The following is a 23,567-nucleotide window of genomic DNA, read 5'->3' as shown; positions in this document are numbered from 1 at the left end:
TCAGGCCTCCATCAACAGGCAGGCCTGGGGCGGTAAATGCACCGCCACGCGCTCGCCGACTGCACGACCACGGTTCAGCCCTTCGTTGTTTTCCCGCAGCATGACTTTGATGTCGTTGTTCAAGCGGCACTGGTACAGCGTCGCGGTGCCGACATACAGCACCGCCTCGATCACGCCGCGCAGATGATGCGGCTGATCCGCCGCGACCAGTTGCGAGCGCTCGGGCCGAAACGCCAGTTGCACGCTGCTGCCGCTGACGCCTTGGGGCGGACAAGGGATTTCCACCGGCATGCCGTTCGGCACGAAAATGTTTTCGTTGTGTTCACCGCGCTTGAGCTGGCCGGGGAGGAAATTGATGTCGCCGATGAACTGGGCGACGAAGCGGTGCTGCGGTCGTTCATAGATGTCGGTCGGGGTGCCGATCTGCAGGATCTTGCCGGCGGACATCACCGCGATCCGGTCGGACAGGGTCAGGGCTTCTTCCTGATCATGGGTGACGAAGATGAAGGTGATTCCGGCTTCCTGCTGCACGCGCTTGAGTTCGACCTGCATTTCCTTGCGCAGCTTCAGGTCCAGCGCCGACAGCGGCTCGTCGAGCAACAGCACTTTCGGCTTCGGCGCCAGGGCCCGGGCCAGAGCCACGCGTTGCTGCTGGCCGCCGGATAATTCCGCCGGTTTGCGCCCGGCCAGGTGCTCCATCTGCACCAGCGCGAGCATTTCGTCGACCCGTCCCGGAATCGTCTTGCGATCAAGACCCTGCATCTCGAGGCCGAAGGCGATATTCTGCGCGACACTCATGTGCGGAAACAGCGCGTAACTCTGGAACACCGTGTTGACCCGACGCTTGAACGGCGGCAGGTGATTGACCGTTTCGCCCGCCAGACGGATCTCGCCGTCGCTGACGTGTTCGAAACCGGCAATGGTGCGCAGCAGGGTGGTCTTGCCGCAGCCCGAGGGGCCGAGGAGGGTGAAGAACTCGTTGTCGGCGATGTTCACCGACACGTTATCGAGGGCTGGCGCCAGGCCAGGATCATCAGAATACCGCTTGGATACATTACGCACTTCAATGGCTATTGGCTGACCCATAATGGTGCAATCCTCTAATTATTGTATGCAATATCTGAATGCAATTTAGAAATACCCGGATTAATCTGCTTGCGCAACCCCCCATTTCCCTGACTGAGTCGTTCGTCGGGCAGCGTTGCCAGCATTGAAGGAGTTTTTGAATGACCGAGAAAAAAACGGAAACCACGGTCGACCGCGTCTACCAAGGGGTTTACGAGGCGATCAGCAAGCGTTCGCTGCGTCCGGGTATGAAGCTGGGCGAGGCGTCGCTGGCGGAGTTGTTCAATGTCAGCCGCACGTCGGTTCGTGCCGCGCTCAAGCAACTGGAGGCCGACGGACTGGTCACCACCGAGCCCAATAAAGGTGCGTCGGTGTCGTTGCCCAGCGATGAAGAGATCCGTTCGCTGTTCGAAACCCGGCGCCTGATCGAGATCGGCATCGTCACTGAGTTGTGCCGGCGAAAGGACTCTGCGGTGATGCTGGACCTGCGCGATCACTTGCTGCTGGAAGACGAGGCCCACGAAGCCGGCGATCACGGGCGGCTGATTCACCTGCTCGGCGAGTTCCACATCAAACTGGCCCGCAGTCTGAACAACCCGGTGTTGCTCGACTGGTTCCAGAAGCTGATTTCCCGCGCCTCGCTGTACGCCGCCGCGCTGGATGACGACAGCCACGAGGCCTGTCGCGACGACGAACACTTGCGGCTGATCGAGTACATCGAGGCCGGCAATCAGAACGCCGCGATCGAGCTGACCTGCATGCACCTGGACGGCATCCAGAAGGCGATCCTCGACGTCGCTGCGAAGATGAAGAGCGGCTACCATCCGCTCAAGCACCTGATCGAGGTCTGAGCATCGAGCCCAGGTGAAATCGGCTATACCTCTAATGAAACCATCGCTGCCCGGCGCGCTCGAAACAGACGGGCGTGGCGTTTGAACGCGCGGCGATAGAACCGGACCCACTACAAGGCGTTGAAGCAGCTGATGCAGTTTTTATCCGATAGCCATGGGTGTGACGGCTGGCAAGGCGAGATGGCCGGGCGCATTCGTGCGTTTGACTGGAGCAGGACTGATCTGGGCCCGCTCGAAACCTGGCCGGCCAGCCTGTGCAGCACGGTCCAGCTGATGCTGGCTTCGCCGCTGCCGATGGTCATGCTCTGGGGCCATGCCGGTTACATGATCTACAACGACGCCTATTCCCGATTCGCCGGCGGACGACATCCCTACCTGCTCGGATCGCCGGTGGAACTGGGCTGGCCGGAGGTGGCCGATTTCAACCGGCATGTGGTCGACACCTGTCTGGCCGGCGGCACCCTGGAATATCGCAACAAGGTCCTGGTGTTGCTGCGCGATGGCGTACCCGAGGATGTCTGGCTCGATTTGTATTACAGCCCGGTGGCCAACGATGCCGGTGTGCCTTCGGGCGTCATGGCGATGGTGGTGGAAACCACTGAACTGGTGCTGTCCGAACGCTTGCGTCAGGCCGCCGAAGACGCTTATCGCGCCGATAACGAACGGGTGCGCCTGGCGCTGAATGCCGGGGCACTGCTTGGCTCGTTTGTCTGGGACGTCAGAAACAATGTGCTGTCGGCCGATGAGCGATTTGCCCGCACATTTTCCTTTCCGCCGGATCAGGACCTGACCAACCTGCCGCAGCACATTACCGAGGCGCACATTCATCCCGACGACCGCAGTTGGGTGCAGGAATGCGTCGAGAATGCGGTGCGCACCGGCGAGCCGTACAACGCCGAATACCGCGTGATACGCGCTGATGGCAGTTTCCTCTGGGTGCTGGCCAGCGGTTGCTGCGAGTTCGACGAGCAGGGCCAGCCGTTCCGTTTTCCCGGCGTGCTGATCGACATCCACGAGCGCAAGATCGCCGAAGAGTCCCTGCTCAAATTCACCCGCAATCTCGAACAACGGGTGGCTGATGAAGTCGGCGCGCGTCTCTCCGCCGAAGAGCAACTGCGCCAGTCGCAGAAACTCGAATCCATCGGCGGCCTCACCGGCGGCGTGGCTCACGACTTCAACAACCTGCTGCAAGTGATCGCCGGCAACCTGCACCTGCTGGCGCGACATGAACCGAACAACGCCAACGTCCAGCGCCGGGTCAGCGCCTCGCTGGCAGCGGTGGAACGTGGCGCCAAGCTGTCCTCGCAACTGCTCGCGTTTGCCCGGCGTCAGCCGCTGTCGCCGGCGGTGTGCAATCCCCGGCAGATCTTCGAAGGCGTCGGCGAGTTGCTGCAACGAGCCCTGGGCGAAACCATTCAGATCGACGTGCAGCTGCCGGAAGATCCGTGGCACATCAACGTCGACCGCAATCAACTGGAAAACGCGATTCTCAATCTGGCGATCAATGCCCGGGATGCCATGAAGGGCGAGGGCACGATTGTGCTCGGTGCCTCGAATCTCTCACTGGATCGGGCGTTCTGCTCGGGCAAGGGCATCGTGCCGGGGGATTTCGTCCGGGTTTCGGTCAGTGACAGCGGCGTCGGCATTGCCCCGCACATACTGGAGCAGGTGTTCGAACCGTTCTTCACCACCAAGGCCGACGGCCAGGGCACGGGCCTCGGCTTGAGCATGGTGTTCGGCTTCGTCAAACAGAGCGGCGGGCATGTCGAGATCGACAGCCAGGTGGGCCAGGGCACGCGAGTGCAGTTGTATTTCCCGCGCAGCCTGCGCCCCGTGCTCGATGACTCGCCGAGCGTCAATCATCAGCAAACGGGTGGTCACGAGACGATCCTGGTGGTCGAGGACAACGAAGCGGTGCGCACCTCGGCCGTCGAGTTGCTGCGCGAAGAGGGCTACCGTGTGCTGATTGCCGGCAACGGCGATGCGGCCATGCAAATGTTGATGGAAGGCGCCCGGGTCGACCTGATCTTCACCGACGTGGTCATGCCCGGTCTTATCAAGAGCTCCGATCTGGCGGCGTGGGCCAAGGTGCAAGTGCCGCCGGTGGCCGTGCTGTTCACCTCGGGGCACACCCGCGACATCATCTCGCGCAACCACCAGCTCAGCCCCGACACCCATTTGCTCGGCAAACCCTATGGCCCCGAAGCACTGCTGCAGATGATCCGTTCCGTGCTCAGCACCTGAGCTCCAATCCCCTGACCAAGGCTGGCCGATGACTTCCAGACGCAATTCCAGTTCTGCCGCCGGCATGGTTCGCGTGCGCGGTGCTCGTGAACACAATCTGAAGAACGTGGACGTCGACATTCCTCGCGATGCACTGGTGGTGTTCACCGGGGTGTCGGGCTCGGGCAAGTCGTCGCTGGCGTTTTCAACGCTGTATGCCGAAGCGCAGCGGCGCTATTTCGAATCGGTGGCGCCCTATGCGCGGCGGCTGATCGATCAGGTCGGCGTGCCGGACGTCGATTCCATCGAAGGCCTGCCGCCAGCCGTGGCCCTGCAGCAACAGCGCGGCACGCCGAGCACGCGCTCGTCGGTGGGCAGCGTGACCACGCTGTCGAGCCTGATCCGCATGCTGTACTCGCGCGCCGGCAGCTATCCGCCGGGGCAGCCGATGCTCTACGCCGAGGATTTCTCGCCGAACACACCACAAGGCGCCTGCCCGGAGTGCCATGGATTGGGGCGGGTGTACGAAGTCACCGAAGCGCTGATGGTGCCCGATCCAAATCTGACCATCCGCCAGCGTGCTGTGGCGTCCTGGCCGCTGGCCTGGCAGGGACAGAACCTGCGCGACATCCTGGTGACCATGGGCATCGACGTCGATATTCCCTGGCGCAAGCTGCCGAAAAAACAGCGTGACTGGATCCTCTTCACCGAGGAAACACCGACCGTTCCGGTGTACGCCGGGCTGACGCCGGAAGAGACCCGCGTCGCCCTCAAGCGCAACATGGAGCCGAGTTATCAAGGCACCTTCACCGGCGCCCGGCGCTACATCCTGCACACCTTCACCCATTCGCAAAGTGCGCTGATGAAGAAGCGCGTGTCGCAATTCATGCTCGGCAGCCTGTGCCCGTTGTGCGATGGCAAGCGCCTCAAGCGCGAGGCGCTGTCGGTGACGTTTGCCGGGCATGACATCGGCGAGTTGTCGCGCATGCCGCTGCTGCAAGTCGCCGAAGTCTTGAAACCGGTGGCGGACCCGAGCTGGCTGGAACACGCCGATGAAACCGGCGAAACCCTGTCCCACAGCCAGACCCGCGAAGCCCGGCAGCAGCGCGTGGCCCATGGCGCCAGCGGCCACGCCAACGCGCCGGACGTGCGCCATACGCCGAACCTCTCACTGGAAAAACGCCTGGCCGCGCAGCGCATTGCCGAGGACTTGCTGGAGCGGGTCAGCACCCTGACCGATCTCGGGCTCGGATATCTGGCGCTGGAGCGCAGCACGCCGACCCTGTCGTCTGGCGAGTTGCAGCGACTGCGGCTGGCCACCCAACTGGGCTCGCAATTGTTCGGTGTGATCTACGTGCTCGACGAACCTTCCGCCGGCCTGCACCCGGCCGACGGCGAGGCCCTGTTCGAAGCGTTGCAGCGTCTGAAGGCCGACGGCAACAGCGTGTTTGTGGTCGAGCACGATCTGGACACCATGCGCCGCGCCGACTGGCTGATCGACGTCGGCCCGGCGGCCGGTGAAAAGGGCGGGCAGATTCTCTACAGCGGCCCGCCGCCGGGGCTGGCCGCGATCGAGGACTCGCAGACCCGCGCCTATCTGTTCGCCGAACAGCAACGTTCGACCCGCACTGCGCGCAAACCATCGGGCTGGCTGAAGCTCGACGGCGTCACCCGCAACAACCTGAATAACCTCAGCGCCGAATTTCCGCTGGGCTGTTTCACCTCGGTCACCGGCGTCTCCGGTTCCGGCAAGTCGAGCCTGGTCAGCCAGGCGCTGCTGGAACTGGTCGGCGCGCAGCTCGGGCGCAGCGTCAGTGACGCCGAGCCGGAAGAGCTCAACCTGGAAGACGATACCCCGACTGCCAGTACCGGCCAGGTCAGCGCCGGGCTGGAGTCGATCAAGCGTCTGGTGCAGGTTGATCAGAAACCCATCGGCCGCACCCCGCGTTCGAATCTGGCGACCTACACCGGGCTGTTCGACAACGTGCGCAAGTTGTTCGCCGCGACCGACGAGGCGAAAGCGGCGGGTTACGACGCCGGGCAGTTTTCCTTCAACGTCGCCAAGGGTCGCTGCCCGACCTGCGAAGGCGAGGGGTTTGTCAGTGTCGAGTTGTTGTTCATGCCCAGCGTTTATGCGCCGTGCCCGACCTGCCATGGCGCGCGTTACAACCCGGAGACCCTGGCCATCCTTTGGCAGGGCTTGAGCATCGCGCAGGTGCTGCAGCTTACGGTGGACGAAGCAGTGATGGTGTTTGCCGAGCAACCGGCGATCCGCCGTTCGCTGGAGGTGCTGCGTGATATCGGACTCGGTTATCTGCGCCTCGGTCAACCGGCTACCGAACTGTCCGGCGGCGAAGCCCAACGGATCAAGCTGGCCACCGAGCTGCAACGCAACCAGCGTGGCGCGACGTTGTATGTGCTGGATGAACCGACCACCGGGTTGCACCCGCGCGACGTTGACCGCTTGCTGGAGCAGCTGGATGCGCTGGTGACGGCGGGGCACACGGTGATCGTGGTCGAGCATGAAATGCGCGTGGTGGCGCAGAGTGACTGGGTGATCGACATCGGCCCGGGTGCGGGGGATCAGGGCGGCAAGATCGTCGTGGCCGGGACGCCGCAGAAAGTGGCGGCGAGCAAGAAGAGCCGGACTGCGCCGTTTCTTGCCCGTGCCTTGAACCGATAACTGAGTCGCCTGGGCGGGCCTCATCGCGGGCTTGCCCGCGATGGCGGTGTGTCAGGTGCCGTCGAGCGTGCGGCGTACCTTGTCCAGCAAATGACTGATCTGGAAGGGCTTGACCAGCATGTCCATGCCGGCCCCGAGGAACACCTGGCGATTGATCGCCGTTTCCGCGTAACCGGTCATGAACAGAATCGGCAACCCTTCTCGCCAGCCCCGGGCAACGTCGGCCAGTTCGCGGCCGGTCATGCGCGGCAGACCGACGTCGGTCAGCAGCAGGTTGATCGACGGGTCGTTCTGCAAGCGCTCCAGCGCGGTTTCGATGTCGCCGACCTGGGTGCAGCGGTAACCGGCGTCTTCCAGCACCTCGGTGACGAACAGCCGCACGGCCGGCATGTCTTCGACGATCAACACATGTTCGCCCGCGCCTAGCGGATCAATGACCACCGGGGCCACATCGACAGCGGTCGGATCACTGGTGGCCGGCAGCATGATCGTCACTTCGGTGCCGCGCCGCGCCACGCTGCGGATGTGCGCATCACCGCCGGACTGGCGGGCGAAACCGTAGATCGTCGACAGCCCCAGCCCGGTGCCCTGGCCCAGTGGTTTGGTGGTGAAAAACGGCTCGAACACCTTATCGATGACGCTGTGCTCGATGCCGGTACCGTCATCGCGCACCGATAGCGCCACATAGGAACCATCGGCGAGGTTCGGGTCGCCGTGGGAATACGCCGCGTACGTGCTGACCCAGATATTGCCGCCCCGTGGCAATGCGTCCCGGGCATTGATCACCAGATTGAGCACTGCGCTTTCGAGCTGGATCGGATCGACCAGCGCGATGGCAGGTTTGGTGGTCATTTCGAGCTTGAGGGCGATGCGTTCGCCGATGGTGCGCACCAGCAAGTCTTCCAGCGAACGCACGTGGTCGTTGATATCCACCGGGCGTGTGTCGAGCGGTTGCTGGCGGGCAAAAGCCAGCAGGCGATGGGTGAGCGAGGCCGCGCTCATCGCCGAACTCAGGGCCGCTTCGGCGTAGAACTGGACTTTGTCCGGGCGCGCATCGGCGACGCGTTTCTGGATCAGTTCGAGGCTGGTGATGATCCCGGTCAGCAAGTTGTTGAAGTCATGGGCGATGCCGCCGGTGAGTTTGCCCAGCGCATCCATTTTCTGCACTTGCAGCAGCTGCGACTCGGCGCGGACCCGGTCGGCGACTTCCTTGGCCAGTTGTGTGGTGGTGTCGTCCAGCCGCGCCAGGTGCGAGCGTTCACGATGGCGGTGTTCGGTGACGTCTTCGACGAACACCAGGCTGAGCTCTGGCGTGCGGTACGGTGATATCTGCCACTGGGTTTCGCGGATCTCGCCCTGCACACGCATGTTCAGTGTGCCTTTCCAGCGTTCGCCGTCCACCAGTCGCAAGCGTAGCTCGTCAAGGATCGCGCTCTGATCCTCGGCGAAGCATTCACTGAGGGTCTGCGGGTCGCGGTTGTCCTGGATCAGTTGCGAGAAGGCGTGGTTGCACTCGTGGACTTTCAGGTCGGCGTCGAGCACCGCGATGGGCGCGGAGATGTTGACGAAGATCTCCCGAAAGCGCGCCTCGCTTTCGCGCAAGGCATTCTCCGTGTCGCGCACCCGCAGCAGGGTGCGCAAAGTCGCCAGCAGCACATCGGGATCGACCGGGTGAATCAGATACGCATCGGCCCCGGCATCGAGGCCGGTGATGATGTCGCCGGTCTGGATCGACGCGGCCGACACGTGGATCACCGGAAGCAGCGCGGTGGCCGGGTCGGCGCGCAATTTACGGACGATATCAAACCCGCTCATGTCCGGCAGATTGACGTCGAGAATCAGCGCATCAAGCGACTGACTGGCAATCAGAGCCAGACCTTCACCGCCGGTGCCGGCCTCGAGCACTTCGTAACCGTGGCGCTCCAGGCGTCGGCGCAAGGCGTAGCGGGTGGCAACGTTGTCATCGACGATCAACAGACGGATGTCATGTTTCATCGACGTTCTCCTCAGCAATCGCCAACGGAATGATCACGAAAAAGCTTGAACCCACGCCCGGCGTACTTTCGACACCGACCTCGCCACCGAGCAATTCGGCGAAGCGCTTGCACAGCGACAAGCCCAGGCCGGTGCCGCGCAGGCGTTTTTGCAGCGGTGAGTCGACCTGAGAAAAGTCTTCGAACAAGGTGCCGTGCAACTCGGGGGCGATACCGATGCCGGTGTCGCTGACCGCAAATCGCACTTTGTCCTGACCTTCCAGGCGTGCCGAGACCCGGACTTCGCCACGGGTGGTGAATTTCAGCGAGTTGGAAATGAAGTTGCGCAGAATCTGCGCCAGCTTCTTGTCATCGGTGAAGAGGCGCGGCAAACCCACCGGTTCCTCGAAAATCAGGTCCACGGCCGTGGCGTCGACAATCGGCCGGAACATCCCCCGAAGTGCGGCGAACAGATCGAACATGTCGAACCACGCCGGAGAAATGCTGATGCGCCCGGCCTCGATCTTCGCCAGGTCGAGCAGGTCGTCGACCATATCGCTGAGTTCCCGGGCGGCGGTGCTGACGAAGGCCACCTGCTTGTGCTGCTCGGGGCTCAGCGGGCCGTCGAGTTCGTCGGCCAGCAGGCTGTTGATGCTCAGGATCGAGCCCAGCGGGGTGCGGAACTCGTGGCTCATGTACGATAGAAAGCGGCTTTTCAGGTCGGACGCCTGGCGCAGTTGTTCGGCCTGGGTGTCGAGTTCGGCGTACAGCGCGAGTACGCCCTGATTGGTTTCGTCGAGTTCTTCGCGCAGTGCCGCCGATTCGCTCTGCAACTGGGCGATCAACGCGGCCTGTTCGGCGTTGCTCAGTGTCGGGGACTCAGCCATGGGCGGCCTCCAGGGCAACGACCAGCACCGTTACATCGTCGCGCCCGCGACAGAAGTCACGGTGCAGGACGGTGGCTATCACGGCAGGATGCCGATGCACCAGACCGGGGTAGTCTTGAAGGTTCCAACGGGACTGCAAGCCATCGCTGTACATGATCAATAGATGTCCGTTCACGTGAGCATAGTCAAAGGGCTGGGCTTTTCGGTATTGGCCGCCGACGATTCCGGGATGCGAGGCCAGTCCGCGCGACTTGTCGGAGGCGATCAGGCTGGCACCGATGTTACCGACACCGGTGAACGACAGACTGGCACGCCCGGCGTGAAACTGCGCGAATGCCACTGCGCCACCCCGGCTCCCGATCATCTCGCGGTGCATGTCTTCCATCAGCAGCGTTGGCGCACCGAACGGGCTCAGGGCAAAGGCTTTTTCCCCGGCACGGGCCGCACGCTCGGCGTCTTCACCATGGCCCAGACCGTCGACGATCAGAGCACTGATGTCACTGCCGTGAATCGCCAGATGCCAGACGTCGCCACAGGCCGGATCGTTGTGCAGAGAGTGCTGGCTGACACCATACGGCAGATCCGCCTGACGGTCGCTGCGCGGGTACAGACGAGCCAGCAGCACCGCGCCGCGATGATCGGCAAAAACATCGAAGACATCCGCCTGGCGTGCCACGGCGCCCAGGCCGATGCCCTGAGTACCGCCGGTGGAAAAACCATCGGCCATGCACGCGTCCAGATCAAACCCCTGAGCACGGTCGACCGCAATCATCTCGATGCCGTCGTCACCCTGACGCGGCAACAGACGCAAGTGAAGTTCGCCGTGCCCGGCATGCTTGAGCACATTGCTCGCCAGCTCCGTGGCCACCAGCGCGACGCGGCCGGCATCGCTTTCGCCAAAACCGTGGTGTTCGGCCAGACGCTGGGCCGTACGCCGGGCATGGCCGATCTGGCTGCTGTCCTCGATCACCAACACTTGGGTCAATGTCCCGCTGATGTTCATGTCCATCGGGTGATCGTTATGCGAGTGCCTTTGCCGGGCTCGGTGTCCAGTTCGAATTCGTCCACCAGCCGCTTGGCCCCGGTCAGCCCCAGGCCCAGACCGCTGCCGGAGGTCCAGCCATCGGTCATCGCCAGTTTGATGTCGGGAATACCCGGGCCTTCATCGCGAAAGGTCAGGCGCAGGCCGACCTTGTGGTTGTCATCGAGGATCTCCCAGTCCATGTCGCCACCACCACCGTAGACCATGGTGTTGCGCGCCAGCTCGCTGACGGCGGTCACCAGTTTGGTCAGGTCGATCAGGCGCATGCCGCATTCGGTGGCCAGTTTGCGCGCCTGTTGCCGGGCCAGCACCACGTCCTGCTCGATGTTGATCGGTTGGGTACCGCTGCTGCGCACGGTCATTGCTGGCGTACTCGTTCCTGCAGCAGTTTCATGCCGCGCTCGACATTCAGCGCGGTGCTGACGCCCGGCAGGTAAAGACCGAGCTCGACCAGGGTAATGGCGACCGCCGGCTGCATGCCGACCAGCATGGTTTCAGCGTCCATGATTTTCGACAGGCCGGAAATGGTGCCGATCATCCGGCCGATGAACGAATCGACCATGTCCAGCGCCGAGATGTCGATCAACACCCCGCGCGCCGAGGTTTTGCTGATGCGCTCGGACAGATCGTCCTGCAGGGTGAGGGCGAGCTGGTCGTGCATGTCGACCTGGATGGTCACCAGCAGGAAGTCACCCATCTGAAGAATCGGGATACGTTCCATTGTTCAGACCGTCTTGGTGAGGGTGATGCCCAGACGGGTCAGGGCCAGCTTCAGTGCGTCGGCCAGATTGGCTTTGGTGACCACACCCTGCAGATCCAGGCCCAGATGGACGATGGTCTGGGCAATCTGCGGACGCACGCCGCTGATGATGCAATCGGCGCCCATCAGGCGGATCGCGGTCACGGTCTTGAGCAGGTGCTGGGCGACCAGCGTGTCGACGGTCGGCACGCCGGTGATGTCGATGATGGCGATTTCCGAACCGGTGTCGACGATGCGTTGCAGCAGCGATTCCATAACCACTTGGGTGCGCTGTGAATCGAGGGTGCCGATCATCGGCAGGGCGAGCACGCCATCCCACAGTTTGACCACCGGGGTCGACAGCTCCAGCAGTTCTTCCTGCTGACGCTTGATCACTGCTTCACGGGATTTCTGGAACGTGCGAATGGTGTACAGGCCGAAAGCATCGAACAGTTCGGAGATTTCCCAAAGCTGTTCGGCGAGCAGGGCGGGCTGGTTCTGGTAATGGTTTTGCAGCAGGGCGAACAGCGGGCCCTTGAGCGAGAAGATGAAGCTGGCGGTCTGCTGCGAATCCTGACCGAGCTGGGCGCGGCTGTGGGAGAGTTTTTCGAGGAACTGGCGCATGCCTTCCCAGCCCGGCGCGGTGATGTTGGTGCCGCTGTCGTTTTCCAGGCCGCTGACCACCAGTTGCAGGAATTCGCCGGTCTGTTGCTGTATGTCGTGTTCTTTGAGGTTGCGGGTAGCACCGCTGGCTTGCAGTCCGTTGATCCATTCGCCCAGCAGTTGTGACTGTTTGTTTTTCATCGCATCGAGTGTGCTGTTCTGCAGTGCTGCCATGTGCCTGTTGCTCCATTGCGAATTGGGGGCCGGTTCTTCGGAAAATGACCGGCGCGAAGTGAATGACCCTGGCCGTTCGAAATAGTTGTTCGTTCCCGCGAGGATATTTTTGATCTACCGCAAGGAACGCACCGGTAACTCTAGTCGGCGTGGCCGGGAATGCTGATCTTTTGCCTGCAACAAGGCCCCAACGCAAAGAGGCCGCGTCCAATGGAGGCGGCCTCTTGAGGTGTGTTGCGGTTACTTGTTTGGGTGCTTGGCCTGCAATTCCTTGGCGGCAGCCAAGTGTTTTTCCAGCCCCGGCAACATTTTCTGGGCAAAGGCTTTGAGTTCGGTGGCGCCTTTGACTTTGTCGTCGGTCACGGTGTTGGCTTGTTTCTTGAACAGCTCGATGGTTTCTTCGTGAGCCTTCACCTGATTGTTGGCATAGGCGGCATCGAACGACTCATCGCGCATGTCGAGGATTTTTTCCTTGGCCTGTTTGACCAGGGTCGTGGTGTCCGACACTTCAATGTCGTTGGCCTTGGCAATCGTCGCCAGTTCATCGTTGGCTTTGCCGTGGTCGGTGATCATCATGTTGGCGAAGGCCTTGATGTCGGCCGACTGGCTCTTCTCCAGCGCCAGGCGGCTGGTTTCGATTTCGGCGATGCCGCCGGCAGCGGCGTTGTCGACGAAGTCATTGTCGGTGGCGGCGAAAGCCGAGCCCATGCCGGTGCTCAACGCAACGGCCAGAAAAAGATGACGCAGTTTGAATCCGTCCATTGGTGTTTCTCCACGCAGGTTTTTGTGAGCGTTATTCAATGGAGGGAATTGGCCGACCAAAGGTTTTATCGCATTTGCGACAGGGCGACGAACGGGCACCGCTGGTCTGACAGGTGGTCGACAGAACCGGTCAACCGAGGCCATTCTGATACCTGGCCAGCGCAATCGGTCGCGTTGGCTACCGATCAACTGACGGAGGTGTTCCATGCCGGTGACCCATGATTTGTTACAGGACTTGAAACTGACAAAGGAAGAAATCCAGCAGCGACGCACCGCGGATCCACATCTGGATGCACTGATCAACAAGTATTCCCAGGCGGACGCCGAAGTCGTCAAGGCCGAGACGGCGACCTCGGATGCGCCGAGCGACGACACCCTGAAGAAACTCAAAGAGAAACGCCTGCAGGTCAAGGACAAGATCGTCGAGCAGTTGCAGGCTCGAACCTGACCGTCAGTCGCGCCACCGGCCCTCGCTGGTGAAACGACTGGAACGACAGCCCCGACCGGCACCTCGAATGTTCAGAGTCTTCACATTGCGACTCTCAACGAGGTGCCTTATGAAAGATCCAAAATTCCCCAGTGAAGAGCAGGGTGCATTCGACCCGGTACCCACCCATCCCGAGCCGAACAGTCCGGCGCACACCGTCCGTAATCCTGAAGAGGAACGCAAGAGCGAGGAAGTGCCGGAGGATGAGGATCCGGACAAGTTCGATCGATCCAGTAACTGACCGGCTGCCATCGCCTCACTTCAAGGCTGCCTCGAGAGGCAGCCGCGCCATGTGCGTCGCCTTCAGCGAGCCGAAATACAACCACTCGCCATACTCGCGCACCGTGGTGATCGGCGAGTAATTGCCGGCGCTGGCATCCTGCAGATTGGCGATCACTTTGCCGTCCAGATCCAGGCCCAGCACGAACCCGCGCTTCTCCACCGGTTTGGGCAGTACAGTCATGGCCCGCACGATCATCTTGCGTGCGAACGGGTGTTCAGCCGTGCGATCCAGCAGCGGATTGCGCGGTGTGTACAGCGCCACCCAGAAACGGTCCCAGCCGTTGAACGCGAGGTTGTCCGGTAGCCCCGGCAGGTTGTCGATGAACAGGTCATGGGTGCCGGCCTTGGGCCCGGTCAGCCAATAGCGGCTGATGCGGTAGGCGCCGGTTTCGTTGACCAGCACATAGGCGTCATCGGGGCCGAGCGTCACGCCGTTGGCGAACTCCAGTTTGTCGAGCAGCACGACGGTCTTGCCGGTCTGGAAGTCATAACGCAGCAGGCGTCCGTCGCCGCCATGCTCGATGATCGCTTCGCCATCGTGGCCGTAACCCCAGCGACTCGTGGCATCGCTGAAGTAGGCGTAATGCCCGGACTTGTCGATGGCCACGTCATCGGTGAAACCGAACGGCAAGCCATTGGCCTCGGTGGTCAGCGCCACCAGTTGACCCTGCGCATCGAGCGACAGCAAACCCTTGACCCCGTCGGCGATCACCAGCAAACCGTTGGGATGCCGCGCCAGCCCCAGCGGCCGGCCGCCGGTATCCGCCAGCACCTTGCGCTGCTGACCGTCGAGGCTGGTGCGCAGCAGGCGTCCGTCGTGCAGCCCGGTGATCAGAAAGTCGTTTTCCAGCAGCAGCGCTTCCGGGCCTTCGATGTCACTTGGGCCAACTTGTGCCGCGCCCTTGAGTCGCTGGTTGTCAGCGTACTGGCCTTCGGTCAGCGAGGGCGCCGGTTGCGGTGTCCAGGCCACGGGCTCGACCTTGGTCGGCATCAACAACAAGAAGGCCAGAACGCCGACAATCAGCAGCAACAGCAGATAACGCCATCACACACGTGGGCTCCCGCGAGAGCGAGGTGCCGGGTCGCCATGTCACGCAGGGCCAGCATCGAAGCCGCCGATTCGCGCTCGATGCGACGCTTGAGCAGCAAGTGGTTGGCAATGCGCAGGCCAATGCCCTCGAACTGATAATCGAGGGTTCGTACAAACCGAGTGGCATCGTTGTGCGCCGAGCATTCATAGGTCAGCCGCAACGACAGACCCTGATCACTTTGGGCCCGGGCACACCAGCGCCGGCCCGGCAGGTATTCGGTGACCTCCCAGCGCAAATGCCCCTCACGCCCGCCAGCGTGAATGTCCTCGTCGAATCGCGCACCGGCATGTAGCGCACCGCTGGGGCCGTCGATCTTCAGTGAAGACGGATGCCACTCCGGCCAGCGACTGACGGTGGCGGCGTAGGCGAGGACGGCGATCGGATCGCCGGCAATGTCGACGGTGTGCTGCATGCGGGTCATGGGCGTTCTCGAATCGGTCAGAGGGGCGGTTTCCGGCTCCCAGTAGAGGGTGCCGAACAGGTAGTCCATCAGCGGAAAAACGATATTGAAATTGCGCTCCTGCATGCGCTCGCGACGGTGATGCAGCTCGTGCAGACGGCGCATCTGGCGGATCCACGGCAGGCGGGTCAGCGGGTTCTGCGGCGGCAGATGCTCGCAGGCGTGAAACACTTCATAGGTCAGGTAACCGAACACCATGCAGCCGCCGAACAGCCCGGCCACATTGCCGTTGAACTGCGCGAACAGCCACCACAGAGGCAGGGTGATCGCCAGCGTGTGCAGCACGATCAGCCAGGCGGGGAACAGGATCACCCGCCAGTCGCGGGCGCCGTCGTAGGTCATGTGGCCGGGGGTGAAGAAGCTGTGATGATCGCCGGCATGCCGGGCATAGAACATCCGGGCGAAGCTCTTTTTGTGGTGGCCGAGGTGGCGGTGCACCATGTACACGCCGAAATTGAAGAACAGCAAAGTCAGCGGCACGGTCAGCCATTCCAGCGGCCGCACCTGGTGCACGCTGCTCCAGAACGCGCCGATGGCCAGCACGCCGAACAGCAGCACGAACGCACCGTGCAGCCACGGGTTGTAGCGGGGATGGATCGCCGCACGGTAGCGGCTGCGAAAAGCCTCGGTGGTCTGCCTCACTGCGGTCACCTGCGGATATTGTCGTTATCCCGGCAGCGTAGCCGATCCCGCCGTTTGTGCAGGGCCAACCTTCAGGTCACAAGTGCCATGCTCCGGTGCATAGCGGCCGTCAGCTCAACGGGTTCCAGCGCTGCGACCAGTCGTCATCGGCTCTGATCACCTCACGCAGCAGGTCGAACGCCTGTTGCAGGATCGCCGAGTCGCGGTCACGGGAGTAGACGAGGTAGGTCGGGTAGCCGAATTCCGGGGCTTTGGTCACCGGCTCCAGCGCGCCGCTTTCCAGATAGGTGCGCACGACCCGGGTCCGGAAATAGCCGCTGCCGCCGTTCTCGAGGATGTATTGCAGGGCCAGCGGGCCGAGGTTGAAGCTCAGGGCGGCCTTGGCCTTTTCCGGCAGGGCGGCGTCGTGCTGGCGGCGGAAGTCCGGGCCCCAGTCGATGTACACGTAAGGGGCAGGGCGGCCGGGCGTGGTCACCAGAATCAGTTTCTCCTCCAGCACCTGCTCGACCTGCAGTCCTGGCCAGTATTCCGGTTGATAGACCAGCGCGGCATCGAGTACGCCTAGTTCGAGCTGGCGCAGCAGGTTTTCGCCGTCGCGGATGTCCATGCGCAAGGCGTGGCCGGGGATTTTCTCTCGCAGCTCGGCAGCCCAACTGAGCATCAATGGGTTGCACAGGCTGACCTCGCCGCCGATGTGCAGCACGTTGTGATAACCCTCGGGCAAGGGCAGGTCGCGGCGCGCGGCTTCCCAGGTCTGCACCAGTTGATTGGCGTAGACCACGAAGGCCTCGCCGTTGGCGGTCAGCCGCGCACCGGCACGGTTGCGCACGAACAGCGTGCTGCCCAGCTGGCTTTCGAGTTTCTGGACGCGGGCGGTGATTGCCGTTTGCGTGACGAACAGCTTTTCCGCCGCCGCGGCGAGGCTGCCGTGGCGGACGATTTCCAGAAAGGTGCGGGCGAGATCGATGTCCATGGGCGGGCCGGTGGTTGAGGTGCGCGCATTGTACGGGCAGCCCCGGGACCGCGTCATCGTTCAGTCAGCCACTTCGACTTCACGCACCCGAGCCCATTCCTCCACCAACCGCGCCGGCGTACAGCAGGTCTTGCGCTTGTACACGAAGTTGCGGCACTTCTCGGCAAACTGATTGCGGTTGTACAGCATGTCTTCCTGCATCTCCTGCAACTCGGCTTCGCGGCACTGACGAATCAACACATGATCGACCCGCAACTTACGCTCCCGCACCGCTGCATAAGTCGGATCGCTCAGCACACTGTTGGCCCGTTGCAGCAGCCACAGCGAGAACTCGTCCGGGCAGCGCGGGCCGATTTCCTGAACCATGCCCAGTTGCAGCGCCTGCGCAGCGCTGACCGGCAGGCAGGCCTGGGTCAATTGTTCCGCCATGGCCGGGCCGACGGCGCGGGGCAGGCTGTAAGTCCAGTATTCCGAGCCGTACAGGCCCATGCTCTTGTAATGCGGATTGAGCACGATGTCGGCGCGGGCAAACACGATGTCAGCCGCCAGGGCGAGCATCACACCGCCAGCGCCGGCATTGCCGGTAACCCCGCTGACCACCAGTTGCCGTGCGCTGAGCAATTCTTCGCACACATCATCGATGGCCTGGATATTGGCCCAGGCTTCGGCACCCGGATCTTCGGCGGCCTGGATCACGTTCAGATGCACGCCATTGGAAAAACTGCCGCGTCCACCCTTGATCAACAGCACCTGAGTGTCGCGTGATTTGGCCCAACGCAGCGCCTCGACCATGCGCCGGCATTGCTCGGTGCTCATCGCGCCGTTGTAGAACTCCAGCGTCAACTCGCCGACCCGGCCTGACTCGCGATAACGGATCGGCTGATACGGCTCGTCGCTGAACGGTGCGTTGGCAATCGACCAGTCCAGCACCGGCACGTGCGCCAGTTTTCCGGCCAGCACATGCCGCGCCGGACGCTTGAAGGTTTCTTCGCCCGGTTGCGGTTTGCGTCGCAGCGAGCCGATCCACAGGCTGTGATCACCGGTCGCCACCAAGACCGCGTCGTCGTGTACCGCGAGAATCTCGCCGGGCATGCCGGTGCGCTGATCGAGGTGCGCGTCGTACACGTAATACTGCCCGCCGGCGAGGCTGGCAAGTACGCCGGGCTGGCCGTCCGCCGCGTCGATGCAGCGCTTGATGAAGCGCGAACAGTCGTGCCAGCTGAAGGTGCGGTCGTCCTGTTTCATGTTCGGCTGCAAGCGCCCGCGCACTGTCGGATCGTTGTAATCCAGCGCCACCGGCTCGAAGCCGTCGATGAATTTCTCCACCACTTCACGGATGCAACGGATCGCCGCGTCGCTGACCCGACCGTTGTACAGCTCGGATTTACGAAGGCCCGTTGGCAAGTTGAATTCACAGGTGGCCCAGACCGGGCCGGCGTCCATTTCCTCTACCGCTTGCAGGGCGGTCACGCCCCAGGACGGCAGCTCGCGCATGATCGCCCAGTCCAGTGCGCTGGCACCGCGATCGCCGACGATGCCGGGGTGAATGATCACCACCGGACGCTGCGGATTGCTCCACAGCGCGTGGGGAACGCGATCCTTGAGGAACGGGCAGATCACCAGGTCAGCGCCGCTGTTTTCGATCTGTTCGCACACGGCGGCTTCATCGGTGAACAGCACCACGCTGGGTGAATGCCCGGCCTGACGCAGTTCCAGCCAGGCGCGTTGGGTCAGGCCGTTGAACGCCGACGATAGAAGAATGATGTTGAGTGATCGCATGATTGCTCTTCCTTGAAAGGTCAGCCGCAGGCTCCCGGTGAGCCGTCCGTGGCTATCGATGGAGGCGCAAGGTTAGAGACTGGCGTGGGGGGCGCCACTGATCGAGATCAACGTTGTGTCAGCCAATGTTGCCGTGCCGACGGCGTGCCTTATTCTCAAAGGTTTGTTGATCCTGATTTTTTATTACTTCAAATGTCTCAGGCGCTATAGCACAGTCGCACCCCTGATCACCGCCGGAAGATCCCGGCGTATCCATGGATTTTCGCAGCGGGTGGAGCCCGTTTTCAGGGAGTAAGGCATGGGGAGTCACAACCCGCATTACCAGGTCATCGGGCAAATGTTCCAAAAGGACTACCGATGGTTGTGCGCAGCGGTCAGCCGTACCCTCGGCTGCCCGCATAGTGCACAGGATATTGCTTCGGAAACTTTTCTTCGGGTCCTGGCGCTGCCCGATCCGCTGGCGATTCGCGAACCCCGCGCGCTGCTGACCACGATTGCCCGGCGGCTGGTCTATGAAGGCTGGCGCCGGCAGGATCTGGAGCGCGCTTACCTGCAAAGCCTGGCAATGGCGCCGGAACCGGTGCATCCGTCGCCCGAGGAACGGGAGTTGGTGATCGAAACGCTGCTGGCGGTGGATCGCTTGCTCAATGGTTTGTCGGCCAAGGCCAAGGCTGCGTTTCTCTATCACCAGCTCGACGGCCTGACCTACAGCGAAATCGGCGAACGCCTCGGCGTGTCCACCAGCCGCGTGCAGCAATACATGGTCGAAGCGTTCAAGCGTTGCTATCAGGCGATGCAGGCATGAGGCCGGACGAAACGCTGATCGACGAAGCCGCGCAATGGATGGCACTGCTGCAATCGGGGCACGTCAGCTTGCAGGAGCGTGCGGCCTTCGACGCCTGGCGCACGGCGGATCCACGGCATCAGCAGATCATCGAGCAAATGGGTGGCGGGCTGAATCTGCTGCGCCATTCGAACCTGCGCGGCTTGCCGCGTGAGAGTGTGCTGCACAGCTTGAATGCACCGTCCAGTCGACGCCGATTCCTCAGTGGCAGTTTGAGTGTGCTCGGTATCGCGGTGCTGGCCGGTTTGCTCGGTCGACGTTATGGCTGGTTGCCCGAGGCTGGCGAGTTGTCGACCGGTACCAGCGAGCGTCGGGAATTCACGCTGGAGGATGGCAGCGCTCTGACCCTCAATGCCCGCAGCCGCGTGGTGCCGCGCTTCAACAATCTCGAACGTTTGCTGGACTTGCGCAGCGGTGAGCTGCTGATCGATGTGGCGAAAAATCTGGCCCGACCGTTTGTGGTCGAAACCGAGCACGGGCGGATGCGTGCGCTCGGGACCAAGTTCCTGGTGCAGCGCGGTGACGATTCAACGCGGCTGGTGATGCTGCATTCACAGGTCGAAGTGGTCACCGCCAGCGGCGCGCGGCAAGTGGTGGAGGCCGGCGAAAGTCTGCTGTTCAACAGACAGGAAATCCTCGCGCTGGAACGCAGCAAAGGACAGGAAAGTGCCTGGGTGCAAGGGCGGCTTGAAGTGCGTGATCGCCCTTTGAGCGAAGTCATCGACAGCCTGCGCAGCTACCGTCGCGGCATCCTGCACCTGAGCCCCGAGGTCGCCGGTTTGCGCCTCAGCGGTCTCTATCCGCTGGACGACAGCGACCGCACGCTGCAACTGCTGGAGCGTTCGCTGCCGATCCGCGTCACCTGGCACAACCCGTACTGGGTCAGCATCGAAGCACGGTTATAAATCCATAACTTCCCGGTCTATCCGTCCCCCTATAAAAAGCGCCGGCCCGCTGCTCATTCCCTGCAGACGCCTTCAACAGGGAAGCCCCTCGATGTTCTCATTCAAACAACAACAATTGTCCCGCCTGACGCTGGCCATCGTGCTGGCGGCGGGCATTGTCCCGACCACCGTTCTGGCACAAGACGCCGCCACTCAGGTGTTTACCTTCGACATTGCCGCAGGCGCTCTCGACGAGGTGCTGCTGGACATCTCGCGGCAGACCGGCGTGCCGATTTCCTTCAGTCAGAATCTGGTGCAGGGCAAGCGCAGCAGTGCGGTGCGCGGCGCATTGGGTGGCCGTCAGGCGGTAGAGAAAGCACTGATCGGCAGCGGCCTGCAAGTCGAGCAGGGCAGCCAGGGCCTGAGCATTCGCCCCGCTGATGCGCCGGGCGTCGCGCCGGTCAAGGCGGCTGCCGTGGCGCCCGCCAGCAGCGCCGATTACCGAATGGAAAAAGTCACCGTCACCGGCTCGCGCATCGCCCGCGCGCAGAGCGATGGTGCGACGCCGGTCAACGTCATCACCCACGAAGAAATGGAAGCGCGCGGCTACAAGAACGTCTACGACGCCCTCGCCACGCAAACCCAGAACACCGGCATGACCCAGGGCGAAGACTACGGCAACACCTGGCAACCGGCGGCCAGCGCCCTCAACCTGCGCGGCCTCGGCCCCAACCACACGCTGGTGCTGATCAATGGCCGACGGGTCGCCGATTACCCGACGCCGTACGACGGCAAGGTCAACTTCACCAACCTGGCGAACATTCCGTCGGCGATCATCGAGCGTATCGAAGTGCTCAGCAGCGGCGCATCGGCAATCTACGGTTCGGATGCGATTGCCGGGGTGGTGAACATCATCCTCAAGGACAAAATGAATGGCGTCGACGTCAACCTCAAAGGCGGCACCAGCGAGCGCGGCGGCGGTGACAACCAGCGTTTGCAGATCAGCGGCGGCGGCAGTTGGGGCGACTTCGACGGTTTGTTCGGACTTGAACTGACCAACCGCGATCCGATCTGGGCCGATGATCGCGGCTTCATGCAGAGCGGACCGCTGGCGGATGTCGGCTACCGTCGCGACCTTACCAACAATCGCTATCTGGGGCCAGGTTGCGGCGCCTATCAGGGCACGTTCGACAACAAGCTGTTCAACAGCGGCGGACGTTGCCGCACCGACCAGATGTACAACGATTACTGGACGGTGCAGACGCAAAAGGAAAACTACGACGGCTACACCCGTGGCACCTGGCATTTCAGCGACAGCGGCCAGGTCTTCGCCGATCTGATGTACGGCCTCGATCACATCCAGAACAACACCCGTGGCCCGAGCTTCACTTCGCCGGATTTCATCAACCAGAACAGCGGCAATCTGGAGCGTTGGTATCGACGCTTCGGCGAAGAGGAAATCGGTGGGCGCACCAGCAACAACAGCAAGTGGCGCGACACCTCCTGGACCGGCACCCTGGGCCTTTCGGACAAGATCGCCGACACCGGGTGGAACTATGAACTGGCGGCCAACCGATCCGAGTACAAAAGCGTTCGCACCACGCGTTACACGCCGCTGTCGTCGATCCAGGATTTCTACCTCGGTCCGCAACTGGGCACCCGCGACGGTTACCCGGTGTTCGCGCCGGATGCTTCGCGCCTCGACCGGCCACTGACGCCGCAGGAGTGGGAGCAGTTTCGCGGCAACCTGACGCAGAGCAGCAAGTCGGTCTCCACGAGTTACAACGCTTCGGTCAACGGCGAGTTGTTTGACCTGCCGGCCGGGCCGGTGGGATTCGCCGGCGTGCTCGAGGCGGGCAAGCAGGAATACCGCATCGATCCGGATGACAGCCTCAACGACGGCAGTTTCTACGGCGTAACCCCGGCGCAAAGCTCCGGCGGCTCGCGCAAGCGTTATGCGGCTGGGGGCGAGTTCAGCATTCCAGTCACCGACACGGTATTGGCGACAGCCGCAGGGCGTTGGGACCAATACAAATTCAGCGGCCGCACCGAGCAACAGAAAACCTACAACCTCGGCCTGGAATGGCGGCCGGTGAACAGCTTGCTGGTGCGCGGCAGCTACGGCACCAGTTTCCGCGCACCGGATCTGAACTACATCTATCAGTCCGACAGCAACGGCTACTACCCGGCGCAGATCGACTATTACGGCTGCAGCCAGGGCGTGGAGGGCGCCTGTGACCGTGGGCGCGTCGATTACACCCAGAGCGGCACGGCGGATCTGGAATCCGAACGCGGCAAATCCTGGACCTACGGTTTCGTCTGGTCGCCTTCACGCAACTTCGATTTCTCCACTGACTTCTGGCGGGTGGAGATCGATGACCTGCTGACCACCGTCGACGAAAACCGCCTGTTGCAGCAAGAGAACGAATGCCGCAATGGCACCCAGGACATCAACTCGGCCAACTGCCAGTCGACCCTGGCACGCGTCGATCGCAATCCCGGCAATGCCGCCGTCGATCCCAATCAGTTGCAGCGGGTGCGGGTGAACGCGATCAACGCCGCCAGCGAACGGGTCAGCGGTCTGGACTTCAAGAGCAACATCCGCTGGGGCGCCGGGCAGTACGGCGCGTTCAGTTCGGCGCTGGGCTACACCCTGGTGCTCTCGCATTACTACAAGGAATCGGACGAAGCCCCGACCCAGGACTGGCGCACCTCGCGCACCAACTACGACTGGCGCAGCAAGGTCAACGCCAGCCTGACCTGGGATTACCAGCAGGCCACGGCAACGCTGATGGGGATTCGTTACGGCTCGGTCACCAACGGCGCGGGCGACGGGCGCCTGTCGCCGTGGACGGTGTTCAACGCCAGTGCACGGTACAAACTCAACGACCGGGCGAGTGTCGGGCTGACCGTGAACAACGTGCTCAATCAGGTCAAGCATGACGACTCGGCGGGCTGGCCGTATTACCCGACCGGCAACTACGACCCGTACGGGCGCCAGTGGTGGCTGGATGTGAGTTATCACTTCGGCAGTTGAGGACGGAATGGCGTCAGGCAGCGTCC

20 protein-coding genes are annotated in these 23,567 nt (G+C 62.5%); 8 read left to right on the top strand and 12 right to left on the bottom strand.

What is annotated here, in order from left to right:
- A complete protein-coding gene (locus EIY71_RS17000) occupies positions 1 to 1,086 on the bottom strand; it encodes an ABC transporter ATP-binding protein (RefSeq protein ID WP_085603189.1) in 1,086 nt (361 codons plus the stop codon).
- Positions 1,087 to 1,226: 140 nt separating this feature from the next.
- On the opposite strand from EIY71_RS17000, the gene EIY71_RS16995 reads away from it, so the two are divergent.
- The 3 genes from EIY71_RS16995 to EIY71_RS16985 all read left to right on the top strand — a co-directional run bounded on the left by EIY71_RS16995 (position 1,227) and on the right by EIY71_RS16985 (position 6,822).
- The gene (locus tag EIY71_RS16995) at positions 1,227 to 1,916 is read left to right on the top strand and encodes a GntR family transcriptional regulator (RefSeq protein WP_085745466.1); all 690 of its coding nucleotides are present in this window, start codon (positions 1,227 to 1,229) and stop codon (positions 1,914 to 1,916) included.
- A gap of 132 nt (positions 1,917 to 2,048) precedes the next feature.
- Positions 2,049 to 4,160, top strand: a complete 2,112-nt coding sequence (locus EIY71_RS16990) for a PAS domain-containing sensor histidine kinase (RefSeq protein ID WP_134022394.1) — start codon at positions 2,049 to 2,051, stop codon at positions 4,158 to 4,160.
- A 28-nt stretch (positions 4,161 to 4,188) separates the two neighbouring features.
- The gene (locus tag EIY71_RS16985; protein WP_134022392.1) at positions 4,189 to 6,822 is read left to right on the top strand and encodes an excinuclease ABC subunit UvrA; all 2,634 of its coding nucleotides are present in this window, start codon (positions 4,189 to 4,191) and stop codon (positions 6,820 to 6,822) included.
- A 51-nt stretch (positions 6,823 to 6,873) separates the two neighbouring features.
- On the opposite strand, the gene EIY71_RS16980 is transcribed toward EIY71_RS16985, so the two are convergent.
- From EIY71_RS16980 to EIY71_RS16950, 7 genes are all read right to left on the bottom strand, one after another.
- Positions 6,874 to 8,817, bottom strand: coding sequence for a response regulator (locus tag EIY71_RS16980; RefSeq protein ID WP_129973523.1), 1,944 nt, complete (start codon positions 8,815 to 8,817; stop codon positions 6,874 to 6,876).
- Positions 8,807 to 9,682, bottom strand: coding sequence for a sensor histidine kinase KdpD (locus EIY71_RS16975; RefSeq protein WP_085745470.1), 876 nt, complete (start codon positions 9,680 to 9,682; stop codon positions 8,807 to 8,809). The genes EIY71_RS16980 and EIY71_RS16975 overlap by 11 nt, the downstream gene beginning before the upstream one ends.
- Positions 9,675 to 10,685, bottom strand: a complete 1,011-nt coding sequence (locus EIY71_RS16970; protein WP_085745850.1) for an ATP-binding protein — start codon at positions 10,683 to 10,685, stop codon at positions 9,675 to 9,677. The genes EIY71_RS16975 and EIY71_RS16970 overlap by 8 nt, the downstream gene beginning before the upstream one ends.
- Positions 10,682 to 11,086 (bottom strand): anti-sigma regulatory factor, encoded by a 405-nt coding sequence (locus EIY71_RS16965; RefSeq protein WP_085603201.1) that lies wholly within the window; start codon positions 11,084 to 11,086, stop codon positions 10,682 to 10,684. The genes EIY71_RS16970 and EIY71_RS16965 overlap by 4 nt, the downstream gene beginning before the upstream one ends.
- Positions 11,083 to 11,445 (bottom strand): STAS domain-containing protein, encoded by a 363-nt coding sequence (locus EIY71_RS16960; protein WP_011334518.1) that lies wholly within the window; start codon positions 11,443 to 11,445, stop codon positions 11,083 to 11,085. The genes EIY71_RS16965 and EIY71_RS16960 overlap by 4 nt, the downstream gene beginning before the upstream one ends.
- 3 nt (positions 11,446 to 11,448) lie before the next feature.
- Positions 11,449 to 12,300: an STAS domain-containing protein gene (locus EIY71_RS16955; RefSeq protein ID WP_134022390.1), complete on the bottom strand. Its 852-nt coding sequence runs from the start codon at positions 12,298 to 12,300 to the stop codon at positions 11,449 to 11,451.
- Positions 12,301 to 12,540: 240 nt separating this feature from the next.
- A complete protein-coding gene (locus EIY71_RS16950) occupies positions 12,541 to 13,062 on the bottom strand; it encodes a DUF4142 domain-containing protein (protein WP_134022388.1) in 522 nt (173 codons plus the stop codon).
- Between the two features lie 205 nt (positions 13,063 to 13,267).
- Between EIY71_RS16950 and EIY71_RS16945 the strand changes: the two genes are divergently transcribed.
- A complete protein-coding gene (locus EIY71_RS16945; protein WP_007959466.1) occupies positions 13,268 to 13,510 on the top strand; it encodes a YdcH family protein in 243 nt (80 codons plus the stop codon).
- Positions 13,511 to 13,619: 109 nt separating this feature from the next.
- Positions 13,620 to 13,790, top strand: a complete 171-nt coding sequence (locus tag EIY71_RS28580) for a hypothetical protein (protein ID WP_007959467.1) — start codon at positions 13,620 to 13,622, stop codon at positions 13,788 to 13,790.
- 15 nt (positions 13,791 to 13,805) lie between these two features.
- Here the strand turns inward: EIY71_RS28580 and EIY71_RS16940 are convergent, their stop codons facing one another.
- The 4 genes from EIY71_RS16940 to EIY71_RS16925 form a co-directional block, all read right to left on the bottom strand.
- The gene (locus tag EIY71_RS16940; protein ID WP_134022445.1) at positions 13,806 to 14,822 is read right to left on the bottom strand and encodes an SMP-30/gluconolactonase/LRE family protein; all 1,017 of its coding nucleotides are present in this window, start codon (positions 14,820 to 14,822) and stop codon (positions 13,806 to 13,808) included.
- A gap of 29 nt (positions 14,823 to 14,851) precedes the next feature.
- A complete protein-coding gene (locus EIY71_RS16935; protein WP_134022386.1) occupies positions 14,852 to 16,024 on the bottom strand; it encodes a sterol desaturase family protein in 1,173 nt (390 codons plus the stop codon).
- A 109-nt stretch (positions 16,025 to 16,133) separates the two neighbouring features.
- Positions 16,134 to 16,997, bottom strand: coding sequence for a LysR family transcriptional regulator (locus EIY71_RS16930; protein ID WP_085610473.1), 864 nt, complete (start codon positions 16,995 to 16,997; stop codon positions 16,134 to 16,136).
- A gap of 60 nt (positions 16,998 to 17,057) precedes the next feature.
- Positions 17,058 to 18,776 carry a hydrogenase maturation protein gene (locus tag EIY71_RS16925; protein ID WP_134022384.1) on the bottom strand — a complete coding sequence of 573 codons (1,719 nt, stop codon included), beginning with the start codon at positions 18,774 to 18,776 and terminating at the stop codon, positions 17,058 to 17,060.
- 298 nt (positions 18,777 to 19,074) lie between these two features.
- On the opposite strand from EIY71_RS16925, the gene EIY71_RS16920 reads away from it, so the two are divergent.
- From EIY71_RS16920 to EIY71_RS16910, 3 genes are all read left to right on the top strand, one after another.
- Positions 19,075 to 19,581 (top strand): sigma-70 family RNA polymerase sigma factor, encoded by a 507-nt coding sequence (locus EIY71_RS16920; RefSeq protein ID WP_085745475.1) that lies wholly within the window; start codon positions 19,075 to 19,077, stop codon positions 19,579 to 19,581.
- On the top strand, positions 19,578 to 20,525 hold the full coding sequence (locus EIY71_RS16915; RefSeq protein ID WP_085745476.1) for a FecR domain-containing protein: 948 nt from the start codon (positions 19,578 to 19,580) through the stop codon (positions 20,523 to 20,525). The genes EIY71_RS16920 and EIY71_RS16915 overlap by 4 nt, the downstream gene beginning before the upstream one ends.
- Before the next feature lie 91 nt (positions 20,526 to 20,616).
- Positions 20,617 to 23,541 (top strand): TonB-dependent receptor, encoded by a 2,925-nt coding sequence (locus EIY71_RS16910; protein WP_134022382.1) that lies wholly within the window; start codon positions 20,617 to 20,619, stop codon positions 23,539 to 23,541.
- Positions 23,542 to 23,567: the final 26 nt, after the last annotated feature.

The organism is Pseudomonas sp. CH235 (genome assembly GCF_004368175.1).
In the GTDB taxonomy this organism is placed as follows: Bacteria; Pseudomonadota; Gammaproteobacteria; order Pseudomonadales; family Pseudomonadaceae; genus Aquipseudomonas; species Aquipseudomonas paraglycinae.
The sequence above is the reverse complement of the archived record's forward strand: the minus strand, read 5'-3'. Positions and strand labels throughout refer to the sequence as shown.